This is a genomic window from Sphingomicrobium clamense (assembly GCF_019264355.1).
GTDB classification, from domain to species: domain Bacteria; phylum Pseudomonadota; class Alphaproteobacteria; order Sphingomonadales; family Sphingomonadaceae; genus Sphingomicrobium; species Sphingomicrobium clamense.
The window spans coordinates 2,114,156-2,127,976 of the sequence record NZ_JAHVAH010000001.1 but is presented as its reverse complement, the minus strand read 5'-3'; the positions used below and the strand labels follow the sequence as shown (position 1 = coordinate 2,127,976).

At 60.6% G+C, this 13,821-nt stretch carries 14 protein-coding genes; 10 read left to right on the top strand and 4 right to left on the bottom strand.

Going from position 1 to position 13,821, the window contains the following annotated elements:
• Positions 1-7 precede the first annotated feature (7 nt).
• The gene (locus KTQ36_RS10870; RefSeq protein ID WP_218633673.1) at positions 8-1,372 is read right to left on the bottom strand and encodes an alkaline phosphatase PhoX; all 1,365 of its coding nucleotides are present in this window, start codon (positions 1,370-1,372) and stop codon (positions 8-10) included.
• Positions 1,373-1,471: 99 nt separating this feature from the next.
• Between KTQ36_RS10870 and putP the strand changes: the two genes are divergently transcribed.
• From putP to KTQ36_RS10835, 7 genes are read left to right on the top strand one after another with little or no spacing between them, the layout of a single operon-like run.
• Complete coding sequence (putP, locus tag KTQ36_RS10865) at positions 1,472-2,926, top strand: sodium/proline symporter PutP (RefSeq protein WP_218633672.1); 1,455 nt, start codon at positions 1,472-1,474, stop codon at positions 2,924-2,926.
• 25 nt (positions 2,927-2,951) lie between these two features.
• Positions 2,952-3,695, top strand: a complete 744-nt coding sequence (locus tag KTQ36_RS10860; RefSeq protein WP_218633671.1) for a CPBP family intramembrane glutamic endopeptidase — start codon at positions 2,952-2,954, stop codon at positions 3,693-3,695.
• A gap of 12 nt (positions 3,696-3,707) precedes the next feature.
• On the top strand, positions 3,708-4,814 hold the full coding sequence (locus KTQ36_RS10855; RefSeq protein ID WP_218633670.1) for an S-(hydroxymethyl)glutathione dehydrogenase/class III alcohol dehydrogenase: 1,107 nt from the start codon (positions 3,708-3,710) through the stop codon (positions 4,812-4,814).
• Between the two features lie 8 nt (positions 4,815-4,822).
• Positions 4,823-5,209: a VOC family protein gene (locus tag KTQ36_RS10850; RefSeq protein WP_218633669.1), complete on the top strand. Its 387-nt coding sequence runs from the start codon at positions 4,823-4,825 to the stop codon at positions 5,207-5,209.
• Positions 5,210-5,211: 2 nt separating this feature from the next.
• Complete coding sequence (gene fghA, locus KTQ36_RS10845) at positions 5,212-6,051, top strand: S-formylglutathione hydrolase (RefSeq protein ID WP_218633668.1); 840 nt, start codon at positions 5,212-5,214, stop codon at positions 6,049-6,051.
• 6 nt (positions 6,052-6,057) lie between these two features.
• Positions 6,058-6,888, top strand: coding sequence for a universal stress protein (locus KTQ36_RS10840; protein WP_218633667.1), 831 nt, complete (start codon positions 6,058-6,060; stop codon positions 6,886-6,888).
• Complete coding sequence (locus tag KTQ36_RS10835) at positions 6,888-7,232, top strand: cupin domain-containing protein (RefSeq protein WP_218633666.1); 345 nt, start codon at positions 6,888-6,890, stop codon at positions 7,230-7,232. The genes KTQ36_RS10840 and KTQ36_RS10835 overlap by 1 nt, the downstream gene beginning before the upstream one ends.
• A gap of 417 nt (positions 7,233-7,649) precedes the next feature.
• Here the strand turns inward: KTQ36_RS10835 and KTQ36_RS10830 are convergent, their stop codons facing one another.
• Both KTQ36_RS10830 and KTQ36_RS10825 read right to left on the bottom strand, forming a co-directional pair.
• A complete protein-coding gene (locus tag KTQ36_RS10830) occupies positions 7,650-8,375 on the bottom strand; it encodes a hypothetical protein (RefSeq protein WP_218633665.1) in 726 nt (241 codons plus the stop codon).
• A gap of 611 nt (positions 8,376-8,986) precedes the next feature.
• Complete coding sequence (locus KTQ36_RS10825) at positions 8,987-9,487, bottom strand: hypothetical protein (RefSeq protein ID WP_218633664.1); 501 nt, start codon at positions 9,485-9,487, stop codon at positions 8,987-8,989.
• Between the two features lie 425 nt (positions 9,488-9,912).
• Between KTQ36_RS10825 and KTQ36_RS10820 the strand changes: the two genes are divergently transcribed.
• Positions 9,913-11,256, top strand: coding sequence for a site-specific DNA-methyltransferase (locus KTQ36_RS10820; protein ID WP_218633663.1), 1,344 nt, complete (start codon positions 9,913-9,915; stop codon positions 11,254-11,256).
• Positions 11,253-11,528: a DUF5681 domain-containing protein gene (locus KTQ36_RS10815; RefSeq protein ID WP_218633662.1), complete on the top strand. Its 276-nt coding sequence runs from the start codon at positions 11,253-11,255 to the stop codon at positions 11,526-11,528. The genes KTQ36_RS10820 and KTQ36_RS10815 overlap by 4 nt, the downstream gene beginning before the upstream one ends.
• Before the next feature lie 175 nt (positions 11,529-11,703).
• Here KTQ36_RS10815 and KTQ36_RS10810 read toward each other — a convergent pair whose 3' ends face one another.
• The gene (locus KTQ36_RS10810; protein ID WP_218633661.1) at positions 11,704-12,150 is read right to left on the bottom strand and encodes a very short patch repair endonuclease; all 447 of its coding nucleotides are present in this window, start codon (positions 12,148-12,150) and stop codon (positions 11,704-11,706) included.
• Positions 12,151-12,329: 179 nt separating this feature from the next.
• Here KTQ36_RS10810 and KTQ36_RS10805 point away from each other — a divergent pair, with 179 nt between their 5' ends.
• On the top strand, positions 12,330-13,820 hold the full coding sequence (locus KTQ36_RS10805) for a DNA cytosine methyltransferase (RefSeq protein ID WP_345777709.1): 1,491 nt from the start codon (positions 12,330-12,332) through the stop codon (positions 13,818-13,820).
• Position 13,821: the final 1 nt, after the last annotated feature.

Below are 13,821 nucleotides of genomic sequence, written 5' to 3'. Positions count from 1 at the left end.
GTCGTGGCTAGGCGACCCGCAACGTCTCCCACGGTCCGGTGATCGCCAGCGTGATGCCCGGTTCCTGGATGTTGACGAACATGGTCTTGCCGTCGGGGCTGAAGCAGGCGCCGCAAAATTCGCTGCTGTCTTCGTGGGCGTTGCGGGCGAGGTCGTAGATGCGGCCGTCGGGGGTGATGCCGCGCAGATACTGGTCGCCAATGCCGTCTTCGCAGACGATCAGGTCGCCCCACGGCGCGACGGCGAGATTGTCGCAATATTCCATCGTCCCTGCGCCCGGGCTTTCGAAGAAGAGGGTGAGCGTGCCTTCGTCGTTGCTCGCGCCCGGCGTGTAGCGGAACACCTGCCCGACGCCCGCTTTCCCGCCCGACGTGCAATTGAAGAAGATTTCGCCCTGCGCGCCGCCGGGCTTGTGTCCGTAGGCCATGCCTTCGCCGCGCTTGAACATCGCCGCGCCTGCCGCAATCGCGCGCTGGGCGAGGTCGGCGTCGGGCGCCTCGACATCGTCGAGCGTGATCCAGCCGGCCGCATATTCCTTGCCCTCAATGAGGGTCGGCTCGTCATTGTTGCTGGTGTCGACGCTAGGCTTGCCCTCGATCATGAGCGCCTGGAGGGTGCCGCCTTCTGCCAGCCTGCCCGGCACGTTGGGGATAAAGCGATAGAAGCAGTCCTCGCCGCCATCTTCGGTCATGTAGACGATGCCGCTCGCCGGATCGACGGCGCACGCCTCGTGGCGGAAGCGGCCCATGGCTTTCAGCGGCACGGGCTCGACCGGGCCGTCGATTAGCGCAGGCACCTCGAACACGAATCCGTGCGGTGCGTTGCCGACATCGGTCGTCTCTTCGCAGCTCAGCCAGCTGCCCCAAGGCGTCGCGCCGCCCGCGCAATTGATCTTGGTGCCCGCCAGCGCGAGAAAATCGCGTTCCACTTCGCCCGTGTCGAGGTTGTAGTGGGTGATGGTGACACCGCCATGATAGGGCATGCCGGTGTCGGGGCGGGTATCGTAATATTTGCCAGTGAACTTTGAGCGCAGCGCATCGTCTTTGCCGAATGCGCTGATCCCGTCCCAGGTCGGAATCTCGTGGTTCGACGTCAGGATCACCGCATTGTCGCGACCCGAGAAGGCAAAACAGGCCATCCCGTCGGGGCGGCCGGGGCGGAGCAGGCCGTCGGACATGGTCGAGCCGGTGCGCGCGACCACGCGGTAGGAAAAGCCCTCGGGCAGGTCGAGGATCTCGTCGGGATCGGCGACGAGCGCCATCCCCTTGTTGGTGCTGGGGATATTGCGGTTCTGCCAGGCGACGAGCCCGCCATAGGCTGCAGCCGCGGCACCGACGGTGCCTCCGACCATCATTCTGCGTGTGATCTTCATGATTGCGACCATAGCATGTCGCCACTGTATCGCAATAGTAACACAGTTGCGGCAACTATCGGTTTACGCGGGCTCCGTTGATCCATAGCGTGCGCGCGCATGGAAACAGGCATTCTCATCTCGCTCGCCCTTTACTTCATCCTGATGATCGGCATCGGCCTTTGGGCCTGGAGGCGATCGACCGACACGAGCGAGGGCTACCTGCTCGCGGGCCGCAATCTGCCGCCGAGCGTAGCAGCACTCAGCGCGGGCGCTTCTGACATGTCGGGCTGGCTGCTCTTGGGGCTGCCCGGCGCGCTCTATGCCGCGGGTCTGGTCGAGGCGTGGATCGGGACCGGGCTTTTCCTCGGCGCGCTGGTCAACTGGATCGTGGTGGCGCCGCGGCTGCGCGAACAGACCGAAAGACTCGGTAACGCGCTGACCATTCCCGAGTATCTCGCCAACCGCTTTCCGGGCAAAGCCACGGCGCTGCGTGTCGTCAGCGCGCTGATCATCGTCATTTTCTTCGCGGTCTATACGGCCGCCGGATTGGTCGGGGGCGGCAAGCTGTTCGAGACGGCATTCTCGGGCCTGCTGCCTGGGCTCGGCATGAGCGACTATATGACCGGCATCTGGATAACCGCGCTGGTGGTTTTGGCCTACACGATGGTCGGCGGCTTCCTCGCGGTCAGCCTGACGGACTTCGTGCAGGGTCTGATCATGGTGACGGCGCTCGTCGTCATGCCACTGGTCGTCATGTTCGGCCCGGGCGGCGAGGGCGGCGGATCGCTTGCCGACGTACCGGTCGAAGGCTTTCTCGACATGACCAACGGGCTGACATTGATCGGCTTCATCAGCCTGATGGCGTGGGGGCTCGGCTATTTCGGGCAGCCGCACATCATCGTGCGCTTCATGGCGGTCGACACGGTCGCCAAGGTGAAGACGGCGCGCAATATCGGCATGACCTGGATGGGCGTGGCGCTGCTCGGCTCGATCGGGATCGGCATTGCCGGCCGCGCCTTTGCCGAGCGCAACGGTATCGTGGTCGAGGACCCCGAGACGATCTTCATCGTGCTCGCCAATCTGCTCTTCCACCCGCTTATCACCGGCTTCCTGCTAGCGGCGCTGCTGGCGGCGATCATGTCGACCATTTCGTCGCAGCTGCTGGTCGCGAGTTCGTCGCTGACCGAAGACTTTTACAAGCTCTTCTTCCGCAAGGAAGCGAGCGAGCGCGAGAGCGTCAATGTCGGGCGGCTGTGCGTCGCACTGGTGGCGCTGGCAGCGATCGCGATCGCCTCCGATCCGGACAGCCAGGTGCTGGGCCTCGTCGCCAATGCCTGGGCAGGCTTCGGCGCGGCGTTCGGGCCGCTGATTATCCTGTCACTCACGTGGCAGCGCATGACCGGCGCGGGCGCCGTCGCGGGGCTGGTGACCGGCGCGGCGGTCGTGATCGGCTGGATCGCGCTCGACATCGGCGTAATCTACGAGATCGTGCCCGGCTTTATCGCGGCATGGCTGGCGATCTGGCTGGTGAGCCTCGCCACGCAAAAGTCGGACAAGCCAGTCACAGCCTGATCGTGCGCGGACAAAGGGGAACGACATGACCGATGTCTTGATCATGCAGGGCCTTTGGTGGGCACCCGTTCTCGTCGTCTTGATTGCCATCGCGGCGGCGCGGCGGGTCGACGTCCGCGTCGGCTGGCTGGTCGGCGCGATCCTTGCCTACACGGTCTACACGATCGTGGTGATGAAGGCGCCGACGCTCGAAGCGTTTGCCGCACTCAACGAAGGGCGCGATTTCAATTGGGGCGGCAAGCTGGCGGCGATTGTCGCATCGCTCGTTATGCTGGCCGTGGCGGTCAAGGTGGCCGGGGCGAAATGGGCCGATGCGGGCCTCACGCTCATACGGCGCGAAGGGTCGCTGATCCCGTCGCTGATCGCGACCGGCGCGATGGTCGCGCTGATGGTCGTGCTGCAGTTGCTTGCCGCGGACGGGCCCAAGGATAGCGCCGAGGCGCTGGCCTATCAGGCCACCCTGCCGGGGCTCGACGAGGAACTCTTTTTCCGCGGGCTGCTCCTGTTTTTGCTGACGATGGCGGTGGTGCCCAAGCGTCGAAAAGCCGACCCGGCCCGGTTCGGCTGGGCGGCGATCCTCGCCACCTTGCTCTTTACCGTCGGGCATAGTTTCTTCGTGAGCGGCGGCGCGCTGAGCTTCGATCCGGTCATCTTCGCCTATGTCGCCATCCTTGGCGCATTGCTCATGTATATCCGCGTGCGTACGGGAAGTATCCTGATCCCGCTGATCGCGCATAACGTCACCAACGTCGTCGGACATTTGATGTAGGAGACCCGACCCATGAAGACCCGCGCCGCCGTTGCGTTCGGCGAAAAACAGCTGCTTGAAATCGTCGAGGTCGACCTCGAGGGGCCGAAGGAAGGCGAGGTGCTGGTCGAGATCATGGCGACCGGTATCTGCCACACCGACGCCTACACGCTCGACGGGTTCGACAGCGAAGGCATCTTCCCGAGCATCCTCGGCCATGAGGGCGCGGGGATCGTGCGTGAGGTCGGGCCTGGCGTGAGCCTGGTGAAGCCCGACGATCATGTCATCCCGCTCTACATCCCCGAATGCGGGACCTGTAAGATGTGCACCAGCGGCAAGACGAATTTGTGCGAGCGCCTGCGCGCGACGCAGGGCAAGGGGGTCATGCCCGACGGGACCAGCCGCTTCTCGTACAAGGGCGAGACGATCTACCATTATATGGGCTGCTCGACCTTTTCGAACTTCACGGTGTTGCCGGAGATCGCGGTGGCAAAGATCGATCCCAAGGCGCCGTTCGACAAGGCTTGCTATGTCGGCTGCGGCGTCACGACGGGGATCGGCGCGGTGCTCAACACGGCCAAGGTCGAAAAAGGCGCGCGGGTCGTCGTATTCGGTCTTGGCGGGATCGGCCTCAACGTCATCCAGGGCGCGAAGATGGCGGGCGCCAAGCAGATTGTCGGCGTCGACATCAACAATGACAAGGAAGAATGGGGCCGCAAGTTCGGCATGACCGATTTCGTCAATCCGGGCGAGGTCGATGACGTGCTGCACCACCTCTACAAGCTGACCGACGGTGGCGCCGACTACAGCTTCGATGCGACGGGCAATGTCGACGTCATGCGCCAGGCGCTCGAATGCTGTCACAAGGGCTGGGGCGAGAGCGTCATCATCGGCGTCGCGCCGGCGGGCGCGGAGATTGCGACGCGGCCGTTCCAGCTGGTCACGGGGCGCGTGTGGAAGGGCACCGCGTTCGGCGGCGCCAAGGGCCGCACCGATGTGCCCGAAATCGTGAAATGGTATCTCGACGGCAAGATCCAGATCGATCCCATGATCACTCACATCCTCTCGCTCGACGAAATCAACAAGGGCTTCGACCTCATGCACGAGGGCAAGTCGATCCGTTCGGTCGTGGTTTACTAGGAGACTTTATGTTCAGTCACGTAATGGTCGGCGCGGACGACCTCGAAAAATCGAAATTCTTCTACGATGCGATCATGCAGGCGATCGGCGGCAAGCCCGGCATTACCGATCCCAAGGGCCGCGGCAGCTGGCTTCACAAGGGAAGCGTGCTGATGATCACCAAACCGATCAATGGCGAGCCCGCAAGCTGCGGCAACGGCATGACCATCGGCTTCGCCTGCGACAGTCCCGAAATGGTCGATGCCTGGCACGAGGCAGGCGTCGGCGCGGGCGGCACCGCGATCGAGGACCCGCCGGGCATCCGTGAAAACCCGTTCGGAAAGCTCTACCTCGCTTATCTTCGCGACCCCGCGGGCAACAAGCTGTGCGGCCTCTATCGGGTGCCCAAGGAGTAGCCATGGCCATCGAACGGGTCGATTGCTGGAAGGCGCATGGCGGGACGCAGGGTGTGTATCGCCACGACAGCCGCGCGACGGGCACGCCGATGACCTTTTCGGTCTTCGTCCCCGAGCATGGCGAAGGCCAGCTCCTGCCCGTGCTCTGGTATCTCTCGGGTCTGACCTGCACCCACGCCAACGTCACCGAAAAAGGCGAGTACCGCGCCGCCTGCGCGGAGCATGGCGTCATCTTCGTCGCACCCGACAGCAGCCCGCGCGGCGACGACGTCGCGGACGATGACGGCTACGACCTCGGACAAGGCGCGGGCTTCTATGTCGATGCGACGCAAGCGCCCTGGACACCGCACTACAATATGTGGAGCTACGTCTCCGACGAATTGTGCCAGCTCGTCTCGGCGCATTTCCCGATCGACCTGCATGCGCAAGGCATCTCCGGCCATTCGATGGGCGGTCACGGTGCGCTGACGCTCGCGCTGCGCCAGCCCGACCGCTTCCGTTCGGTTTCGGCCTTCGCGCCGATCGCCAACCCGAGCGAGGTGCCGTGGGGCCGCAAGGCGCTGGGCACCTATCTGGGGAGCGACGAGAAGACTTGGCGCAAGCATGACACCGTCGCCTTGCTCGAGGACGGAGCAACCTGTCCCGAGATGCTGGTCGATATCGGCACCGACGACCCCTTCTATGACGAGCAACTCAAGCCTGCTTCGCTCGAGGCCGCGTGCGCCAAGGCGGGACAGCCCCTTACGCTCCGGCGGCAGTCAGGCTACGACCACAGCTATTATTTCATCTCCAGCTTCATGGCCGACCATGTCCGCTGGCATGCCGAGCGTTTGAAAGGGTAGTCGCAAGTGAAAACCATCCTCCTCCACGTCCAGGACGACGAACGCGTCGATGTTCGCGTCGAAAATGCGCTGGCGATCGCGCGCGCTGCGGATGCGCATCTCGATGTGCTGCACGTGACGCCCGAACGGGCCGTGGCGGTTTTCGAGAGCTTTGGCGGTATCGATGTCGACGGACAGGGCCTCAAGAATCTTCGCGCTGCCGAGGATGCGCTCGAAGAGCGTGTGCGCCACGAACTGTCGAACGAGGATGTCAGCTGGGATTATGTTCGCCTGACCGGCTCTGTGGCGGGCAGCCTGACCTCGGGCGCCGCGCTTGCCGACCTGATCGTCACCGGGCGCGTGGGCCACTCCAGCAACAAAGGTCATCTCAAGCCCGAACGGCTGCTCGGCGACCTGCTGCACAGCTCGCGCACGCCGATCTTCGTGCGCGGTGACCGGCAGGAACGGTTCGACCCCAAGGGCAAGGCGATCATTGCCTGGGACGGCAGCTTCGAGGCAGCCAATGCGGTCCGCGCGGGGATCGGCATGCTCAAGCTGGCGAGCGAAGTCGAAGTGGTGCGCGTCACCGAGGGCGGCGAGGAAGTCGAGCCCGGTCTTTACCCCGTCACCCGCGTGCTCGAATATCTCTCGCGCAACGACATCCACGCCAATTACAGCCGCATCGCAGAGATTGACGGCAAGGTGTCGACCGCGCTGATCGATCATGCGGACAAGATGGGGGCCGGACTGCTCGTCATGGGCGCCTACAGCCACAACCGCATCGTCGAGCGCCTGTTCGGCGGGTTGACGAGCGTCATGCTGCGCGCCTGCCCGATCGCGATCCTGGCCGCCCACTGATGCTTTTCCTGTGGGCGCTGGTGCACCCGGTCGTCGCGGACCTTCCGGGACCGCTCGAGGCGGGCTGGCAAGGCGAGAAAGTGTGCGAGGCGATCCACGAGGACGAGGCGCAGCGCGTGCTGCGCTGCACCTTTCCGCCCGGTGTGGGACACGAGAAGCACACGCATCCCAGACATTTCGGCTATGCGCTGTCGGGCGGTACGATGCGCATCACCGACGACCGCGGCACGCGCGAGGTCGAACTGGCGACCGGTAGCAGCTATGCGAGCAACGGCACGCCCTGGCACGAGGTGGTGAATGTAGGCGAGACCACGGTGCAGTATCTGATCGTCGAGCCGAAGTAGCGCCGACAACCACGATCTGATTCGGTCCCCGCGGCTAAAATCAGTCCCTCGGACTGATTTCTTAACGCCGGTCACCAATAAAAAAGCCGGCCCCGAAGGACCGGCTTTTTAAATGGTGACCCAGCGAGTGCAGGGCTAACCGGTCTCCGGGTCCAGTTCCCTGATAATCGCTGTTTTCTTGGAACGCGGTCGCGATATCGCTGCGTGGCATGTCGAGAAAAGACGGGGTTTTCGGGCATGCCGCTCATTCGGGGATCATCAGCGTTCCCAAAAGACAGGGAATTTCCAAGGTTGGAACAGGGAACTTCGAGCTCGGAAACAGGAATGCATTCTTTATGCAAGATTCTATTCGACCCCAGTTCGGCAATCAGACCTCACGACTTTGACAGGGGCTAGTTCCGGGCAGTGCAATTAGGGTTAGTTCAAGCCAGCCTTTTTTGCGGCGGCACGAAACGGTTGACTGCAAACAAACGACTTCAGGTCAGCTTTGGACAGCTGGCCGTTGCCAAAGAACGGCAGCAAGAATGTCATTCCGTCCCGGCTAGAAAATACCCGGTCTGATATACCGTGCCAGTCAATCTCCAGCTGCCGCGCAAACTGCTCGCGCTTCCCGAGCCCGAAACAGATCGTGACGGCCTCTTGCGCGCGCAAAATCGAGAGCTGGCGCTGGCGTCGCCGTTCCATCAAGTCACTCCATTCTTCTTCTGAGATCGACTTGATGGCAGTAGGCCGACTGGACTTTTTCGCGGGAACGGGGCTGAGCTCGGTCAGCAAGGTTGACCCCTCTCGGCGGCCCAGCTTGTTGCGAACATAATGGGTCACCAAGTCATCATCGTTGAACCCGTCGCTACCCTCCGCAGCCAAGGCAATGCGCGACATGAAGCGCCACACGCCTGTCGACCCGGGCCTTGGCCGCGAGATGTCGATCGGCTCACCCCTTTCTACCAAGGTGAGATGGGCCTCCCTCATGTCGTAAATCTCTGGCCACTGGCACCGTGCACGCAGGTTGGCGGCTTGCTCCCCGGGTGACATGGCCCCGCCAAGCCCTTCCTCCGCACCAACGAAGCGCAGGCGAGCGGCTGGATTACCGTACCCGATGAAGGTCAGCAGGGATTCCCGTTCACTTGGTTCAAGCTCGACCATTCAGTTTTCCCTTTAGTCATTGTCGCGTCGCTGCCAAATTGCGTCCACTGCCCAAAAGAGTAGGTCGCGTTTATGAACCCGAACAAAAGTGTATTGAAGATACAGTGGTATTTCAGCGGTGCCGTAGCCGTCCTGTTGCTTATAGCAGGCACTCTGTATGCGCTCACTCCGGAGGTAGAACTAAGCGCGGAGGAGAAATTCCTCTCACAGTGTTACGGCGCGCCTGGTAGGCCGAGTGACGCCTGCGAGACAGCGATGATCGAAAGCGAAATCCGCAATCGTCGTCCTTCAAAGTCGGACCGCGAGATGATCGAGGAAGGCGCGGCCCGGATCGACGCTTTTTGCAATAGTAACCCGGACGCATGCTACTAAGCGGCTTCTCCTGACAAGACCATTAAACTACCGGCGCGAGATGGCGACGGCCGTCGAACAGACTTGGTCCATGATATTCTGGAAGTTCCCGACGGTCGGAGCCTGACGAGGTCTTTTTTGTCTTCGAACGGTCTAACCATGCCACCATAGCATCGAAAATATACCTGACGTTATAGGCGCTAAATTCTCAACAAGCTTTTTGGCATCAATTAGCGTCACTTACTTGAGCATATGAGTAATTAATCATCATATGTCCAATTGGCCGTGGCCGACCGAAACTCCCTCCACAATCGCGCCTCTTCCGAATCGCGCGATTTCACCTTTCCCGTATCTACAACAAAGTACTTTCCTAAAAGCGGGTCATTTGAGGCTTCGCCACATATGTCGTACGCTTTCATGGCGCCATCGAGCAGAAGCCGCGCCGCCTTGTCCTCGTTTTCTTCTTCGAGGTCGGGGTTGAGTCTCGTAGCCTCTCTGAGTGTCGCCAATTTCTCCATCAATCGCTTCACTTCGTAGGGCGAATTTGTCGTGAGAATTTTTCTAAAGCCCTTTTCACTCCTCACCGGATGCAACATCAGTTCGGCTTTGATGACGTTGAAGGCCCTTTCATCGGTGAGGCCCTCAGTTTCGTAACCCATGGTGCCACACAAGCTCTCCAATTCGCGCGCATCTTTCAAAAGGCGTTTCGCATCAATGTCTAATTGACCCCACGCCAGCGATGCAATCAAAACGCTAAGCATAACTTACTCTCCCCTTCCGCCACTCTTGGCTATCGCAGTTTCACGACTCCGGCAACTCAAAGGCGTTTGCTAAGAAAGGCGTGGGAATACTCTAGGATCGTGCGGTCCATTGGGTAGGTTGGGAGCGCGATTGGCCGGAGTTTCGGCCCTTCCCTGACCCGCCCACCATCCGGTTGGCTGGCTGAGTGTGTGGGCGATAAACTTGAAGAGCGGCTTGCGGGTGGCGTCTTCGATGATGTCAAGACTGGCTAAAGTATAAAGTCGAAATGCAACTAATACTCTGGCGATATATCCCAACTACTACTTTAGCTTTCTCAAGATCCGAGATTTTTTTATTGACTCTTTTGTTTATTGGTGAAATACAGACCTCAACCGGGCAAAACTAGTGACGACCTCCAGCGAGGAGGCGGAAAGGTTTTGTTTGGATGTTACAGAGTAATCTCGAAGTGCAGATGCGGTCGGTTTCGACTATCAAACCTGCAAGGCGCAATGCGCGGACACATTCGAAGTCGCAAATTTCCCAGATCGCCAGATCGATAGAGAGGTTCGGGTTCACCAATCCGGTCCTGCTCGGCGATGACGACGTGATCGTTGCCGGCCATGGTCGGGTGGAGGCAGCCCGCCTTCTGTGCATTGGCGATGTCCCTTGCCTCTATCTCCACGGCATGTCCGAGGCTGACCGCCGGGCCTACATGCTTGCCGACAACAAACTCGCGCTGAAGGCTGGCTGGGACATGGAAATCCTCGCGCTCGAGCTCGGAGAGCTTCAGGAGCTCGATTTCGAAATGGACCTGACGGGATTCGATCTACCCGAGATCGACGCAATTCTTTGCGAAGCGGACGCGGCCTCGACCGAAACCGTGGATGCAAGCGACGACTGTCCCGAGCTTCCGGCAGACAAGGATGTCGTTTCCCGCCTCGGCGATACATGGAAGCTCGGCCGTCACATGCTCGTGTGCGGGGATGCCAAGGATCCCGAAGTCATCGGCCGGCTGATGGGCGGAGATCGGGCGGCGATGGTCTTCACTGATCCACCCTACAACGTTCCGATTACCGGCCATGTTTGCGGGATGGGCAAGCAGAAGCATCGCGAGTTTGCCGAAGCCAGTGGCGAGATGACCTCATCACAATTCGAGGAATTCCTGCGCGTCAGCTTCGAGAACCTTGCTTCCGCCTGCTCGGATGGTGCGATCATCTTCACCTGCATGGACTGGCGGCATCTCCGCGAAGCGCTTGGTGCCGGGCATGCGGCTTTCACCGAGCTCAAGAACATCTGTGTCTGGTCAAAGACGAACGGAGGGATGGGGACCTTCTATCGCTCGCAGCACGAAATGGTTCTCGCATGGAAGGTCGGCAAGGCGCCCCACACCAATAACTTCGGTCTGGGCGACAAGGGGCGCTACCGCACGAACGTCTGGTCCTACGCCGGTGTGAACACCTTCAGGGCGGGACGAATGGACGAGCTGGCTTCGCATCCGACAGTCAAGCCGGTCGCGTTGGTGGCCGACGCGATCCGGGATGTCAGTCATCGTGGTCAGCTCGTGCTCGATACGTTCGGTGGCTCGGGCACAACGCTCGTGGCCGCGGAGAAGACGGGCAGGGTGGCTCGCCTGGTCGAGATCGACCCTGTCTATTGCGATGTCATCATCAGACGCTGGCAGACTCTGACAGGAAAGAACGCGGTTCTTGGCGGCACGGATGACAGCCATGAGCAGGTTGCCGAACGCCGTTTCGCCGCTGGCCACTCCGGCTGGGGAGACGCGGCATGACCAAGAAGTCGGATTACGAGGTCGGTTATTGCAAGCCGCCGAAGGAGCATCGATTCCCAAAAGGCAAGTCGGGAAACCCGGGAGGAAGGCCATCTAAAAAGGTGCGCGCGCTGATGCCTTTGCAGCTGCGACGAGACATCATCGACGTTTGCGAAAGAGAAACGCGGATCCGGACTACCGACGGCGATATCGCCGTGAGCATCATTGAGGCGGTGAACTTGCGGATCGCCCAGAAGGCCCTCGCGGGGCATCTGCCTCTCCGAAAAGTATGATCAGGCAGTTCGCGAGCATTACGAAGAAAACAAGGACCGCCTTTCATTTATCGATTTGGTCGAACAAGAGGCTCTTAAGCGCGAACTAAGTCCGGAAGACAAGCGGAGCAGGGAGAGATCTCTCAACAACCTGCGGAAGCATTCCCGGCGCTATTGAGCGAAGCGATGAGCATGATTAGAGGCCGATTTCGAAAGATTGGTCCTCGCTGTTCAGCCACGTGGCAACCTTGGCAATTGTTGTTTCGGCATCCGAAGCTTTCTTGAGAGCGCATTCCCAGACGACGCCATTTCGCCAGCCATCAGCATGCAGCCTCGCCCGTACCCGATTGTCTCTTTCCACATTTTGATCGAATTTCTCTCGCCAGAAATCCGTTCGCGTGGCCGGCGTAGTAGTGAGGCGACAACCAGCATGGCGGTGCCAGAAACAGCCGTGAACGAATATCGCCGCGTTGTACTTCCTCAGCACGAGATCAGGAGTACCCGGAAGGGTCTTCACATTCTTGCGATAGCGGAAGCCCAGCGCCCAAAGTCCCTTGCGGAGCTTGATCTCGGGCTTCGTATCCTTGCCACCGATGCCCGCCATCATGAGCGAGCGCTTTTCCTTGTCGACAATGTCGGCCATTTGCTCCTGGATTAGCTCGCGTGACCTGGTATGGGTGAAATCCCAAAGACCAACGCGGGACGGCAATCTTGGCTGCGACATACGGCATAATCGATCTTTTCGCAGGGCCAGGCGGGCTGGGTGAGGGGTTCGCATCGCTTGAAGAATGCGGGCGGTACCCTTTCTCGATCGAGTTGAGCGTGGAGAAGGAAAAGTCAGCGCATGAAACGCTCAGACTTCGTGCCTTTCTTCGCGACTACCGGAAGCGCAACGGCCATCTTCCAAGGGAATATGTCGAATTCCACGCAGGGCGATCTAGCGAGCCCGACTGGTCGCAGATTGACGGGGCAGCTTGGAAGCTGGCCGAGCGCGAAGCGCGAAGGCTGGAACTGGGAACGGAGCCTGCGACTGACGCGATCGAAAATACCATTGAACTGATCCGCGGCAACTATGACGACACCATTCTGATCGGTGGACCGCCCTGTCAGGCCTACTCGCTCGTCGGGCGGGCAAGATCCCGGGGGACGAAAGGCTATCGACCGGAGAACGACGATCGGCACTTCCTCTTCCGGGAATATATCCGGGTACTCGACCGGCTCCGGCCGGCGGTATTCGTGATGGAAAATGTGAAGGGCATGCTGTCCTCGATCGTAAAAAGCGAGCGCGTCTTCGAGATGTTGATGGACGACCTTTCATCACTTGGGGGAGGGGACGAACACGCATACGAACTACGTGCCCTCGTTTCGGACGGAAAAGGTATCGCATTACGCACCGTCTCGCAGGCGTCCGACTTTATCGTCCGGGCCGAGGATTTCGGTGTGCCCCAGCGTCGCCACCGAGTGATCATCGTTGGCATTCGTTCGGACCTTGCGGCCCGTGCGGAGGGGGTCGAGATCGAGCGTACGGTGACCACGACGTCGACTGTCGAAAGCGTGGTTGCCGACATGCCGAAGCTGCGCAGCGGGATCAGCCCGCAGCGCGATGACGGACCTGCCGCGTGGGCCCATATCATCAGAGGGGCTGCTCTATCGCTCGCAGAGCACGACTTCGGCAGTGAAAGCGAACGACTGCACGAAAGATTTTCGGCGATCGCCAAAGACGGCGTCGACCAATTACAGCGTAGCTCCAAGTCCTTGCCCGCAGACTACGGCGTATCGAACGACCCTCTTCGAAACTGGCTCGAATGCAGCGAACTCGAAGCATTGGCGCACCACGAGACCCGAGGACACATGGATAGCGATCTGGCTCGCTATCTCTTCGTGTCGGTATTCGGTGAGCAGGTGGGACGCAGTCCCAAGGCGTCGGATTTCCCGGACATGCTCGCACCCGACCACCGAAGTTGGTCGTCAGGCAAATTTGCAGATCGGTTTCGAGTCCAGCTGGCGGGCGAGGCCGCCACAACAATCACAAGTCACATATCCAAGGACGGCCACTACTTCATTCATCCCGACCCAACCCAGTGCCGTAGCCTGACAGTCAGGGAAGCGGCCAGGATTCAGACCTTCCCGGACGACTATCTTTTCCTGGGCAATCGGACGCAGCAATATGTTCAGGTAGGCAACGCAGTACCACCGTATCTGGCGCGGCAGATTGCGGCAGTCGTCCATGCCGTATTGCGCCGAAACGAAAACGCTCAGCGTGCCGTAGGGGCAGGTGAGCGAAACCCGAAAACCGAGCCGCTTAGCGCCTGAA

Coding starts and splice junctions, on each gene's coding strand:
- KTQ36_RS10860 (WP_218633671.1), top strand. CDS start 2,952: ATGACCGATGTCTTGATCATGCAGGGCCTTTGGTGGGCACCCGTTCTC.
- KTQ36_RS10850 (WP_218633669.1), top strand. CDS start 4,823: ATGTTCAGTCACGTAATGGTCGGCGCGGACGACCTCGAAAAATCGAAA.
- putP (WP_218633672.1), top strand. CDS start 1,472: ATGGAAACAGGCATTCTCATCTCGCTCGCCCTTTACTTCATCCTGATG.
- KTQ36_RS10835 (WP_218633666.1), top strand. CDS start 6,888: ATGCTTTTCCTGTGGGCGCTGGTGCACCCGGTCGTCGCGGACCTTCCG.
- KTQ36_RS10820 (WP_218633663.1), top strand. CDS start 9,913: ATGTTACAGAGTAATCTCGAAGTGCAGATGCGGTCGGTTTCGACTATC.
- fghA (WP_218633668.1), top strand. CDS start 5,212: ATGGCCATCGAACGGGTCGATTGCTGGAAGGCGCATGGCGGGACGCAG.
- KTQ36_RS10825 (WP_218633664.1), bottom strand. CDS start 9,487: ATGCTTAGCGTTTTGATTGCATCGCTGGCGTGGGGTCAATTAGACATT.
- KTQ36_RS10815 (WP_218633662.1), top strand. CDS start 11,253: ATGACCAAGAAGTCGGATTACGAGGTCGGTTATTGCAAGCCGCCGAAG.
- KTQ36_RS10855 (WP_218633670.1), top strand. CDS start 3,708: ATGAAGACCCGCGCCGCCGTTGCGTTCGGCGAAAAACAGCTGCTTGAA.
- KTQ36_RS10870 (WP_218633673.1), bottom strand. CDS start 1,372: ATGAAGATCACACGCAGAATGATGGTCGGAGGCACCGTCGGTGCCGCG.
- KTQ36_RS10830 (WP_218633665.1), bottom strand. CDS start 8,375: ATGGTCGAGCTTGAACCAAGTGAACGGGAATCCCTGCTGACCTTCATC.
- KTQ36_RS10810 (WP_218633661.1), bottom strand. CDS start 12,150: ATGGCCGACATTGTCGACAAGGAAAAGCGCTCGCTCATGATGGCGGGC.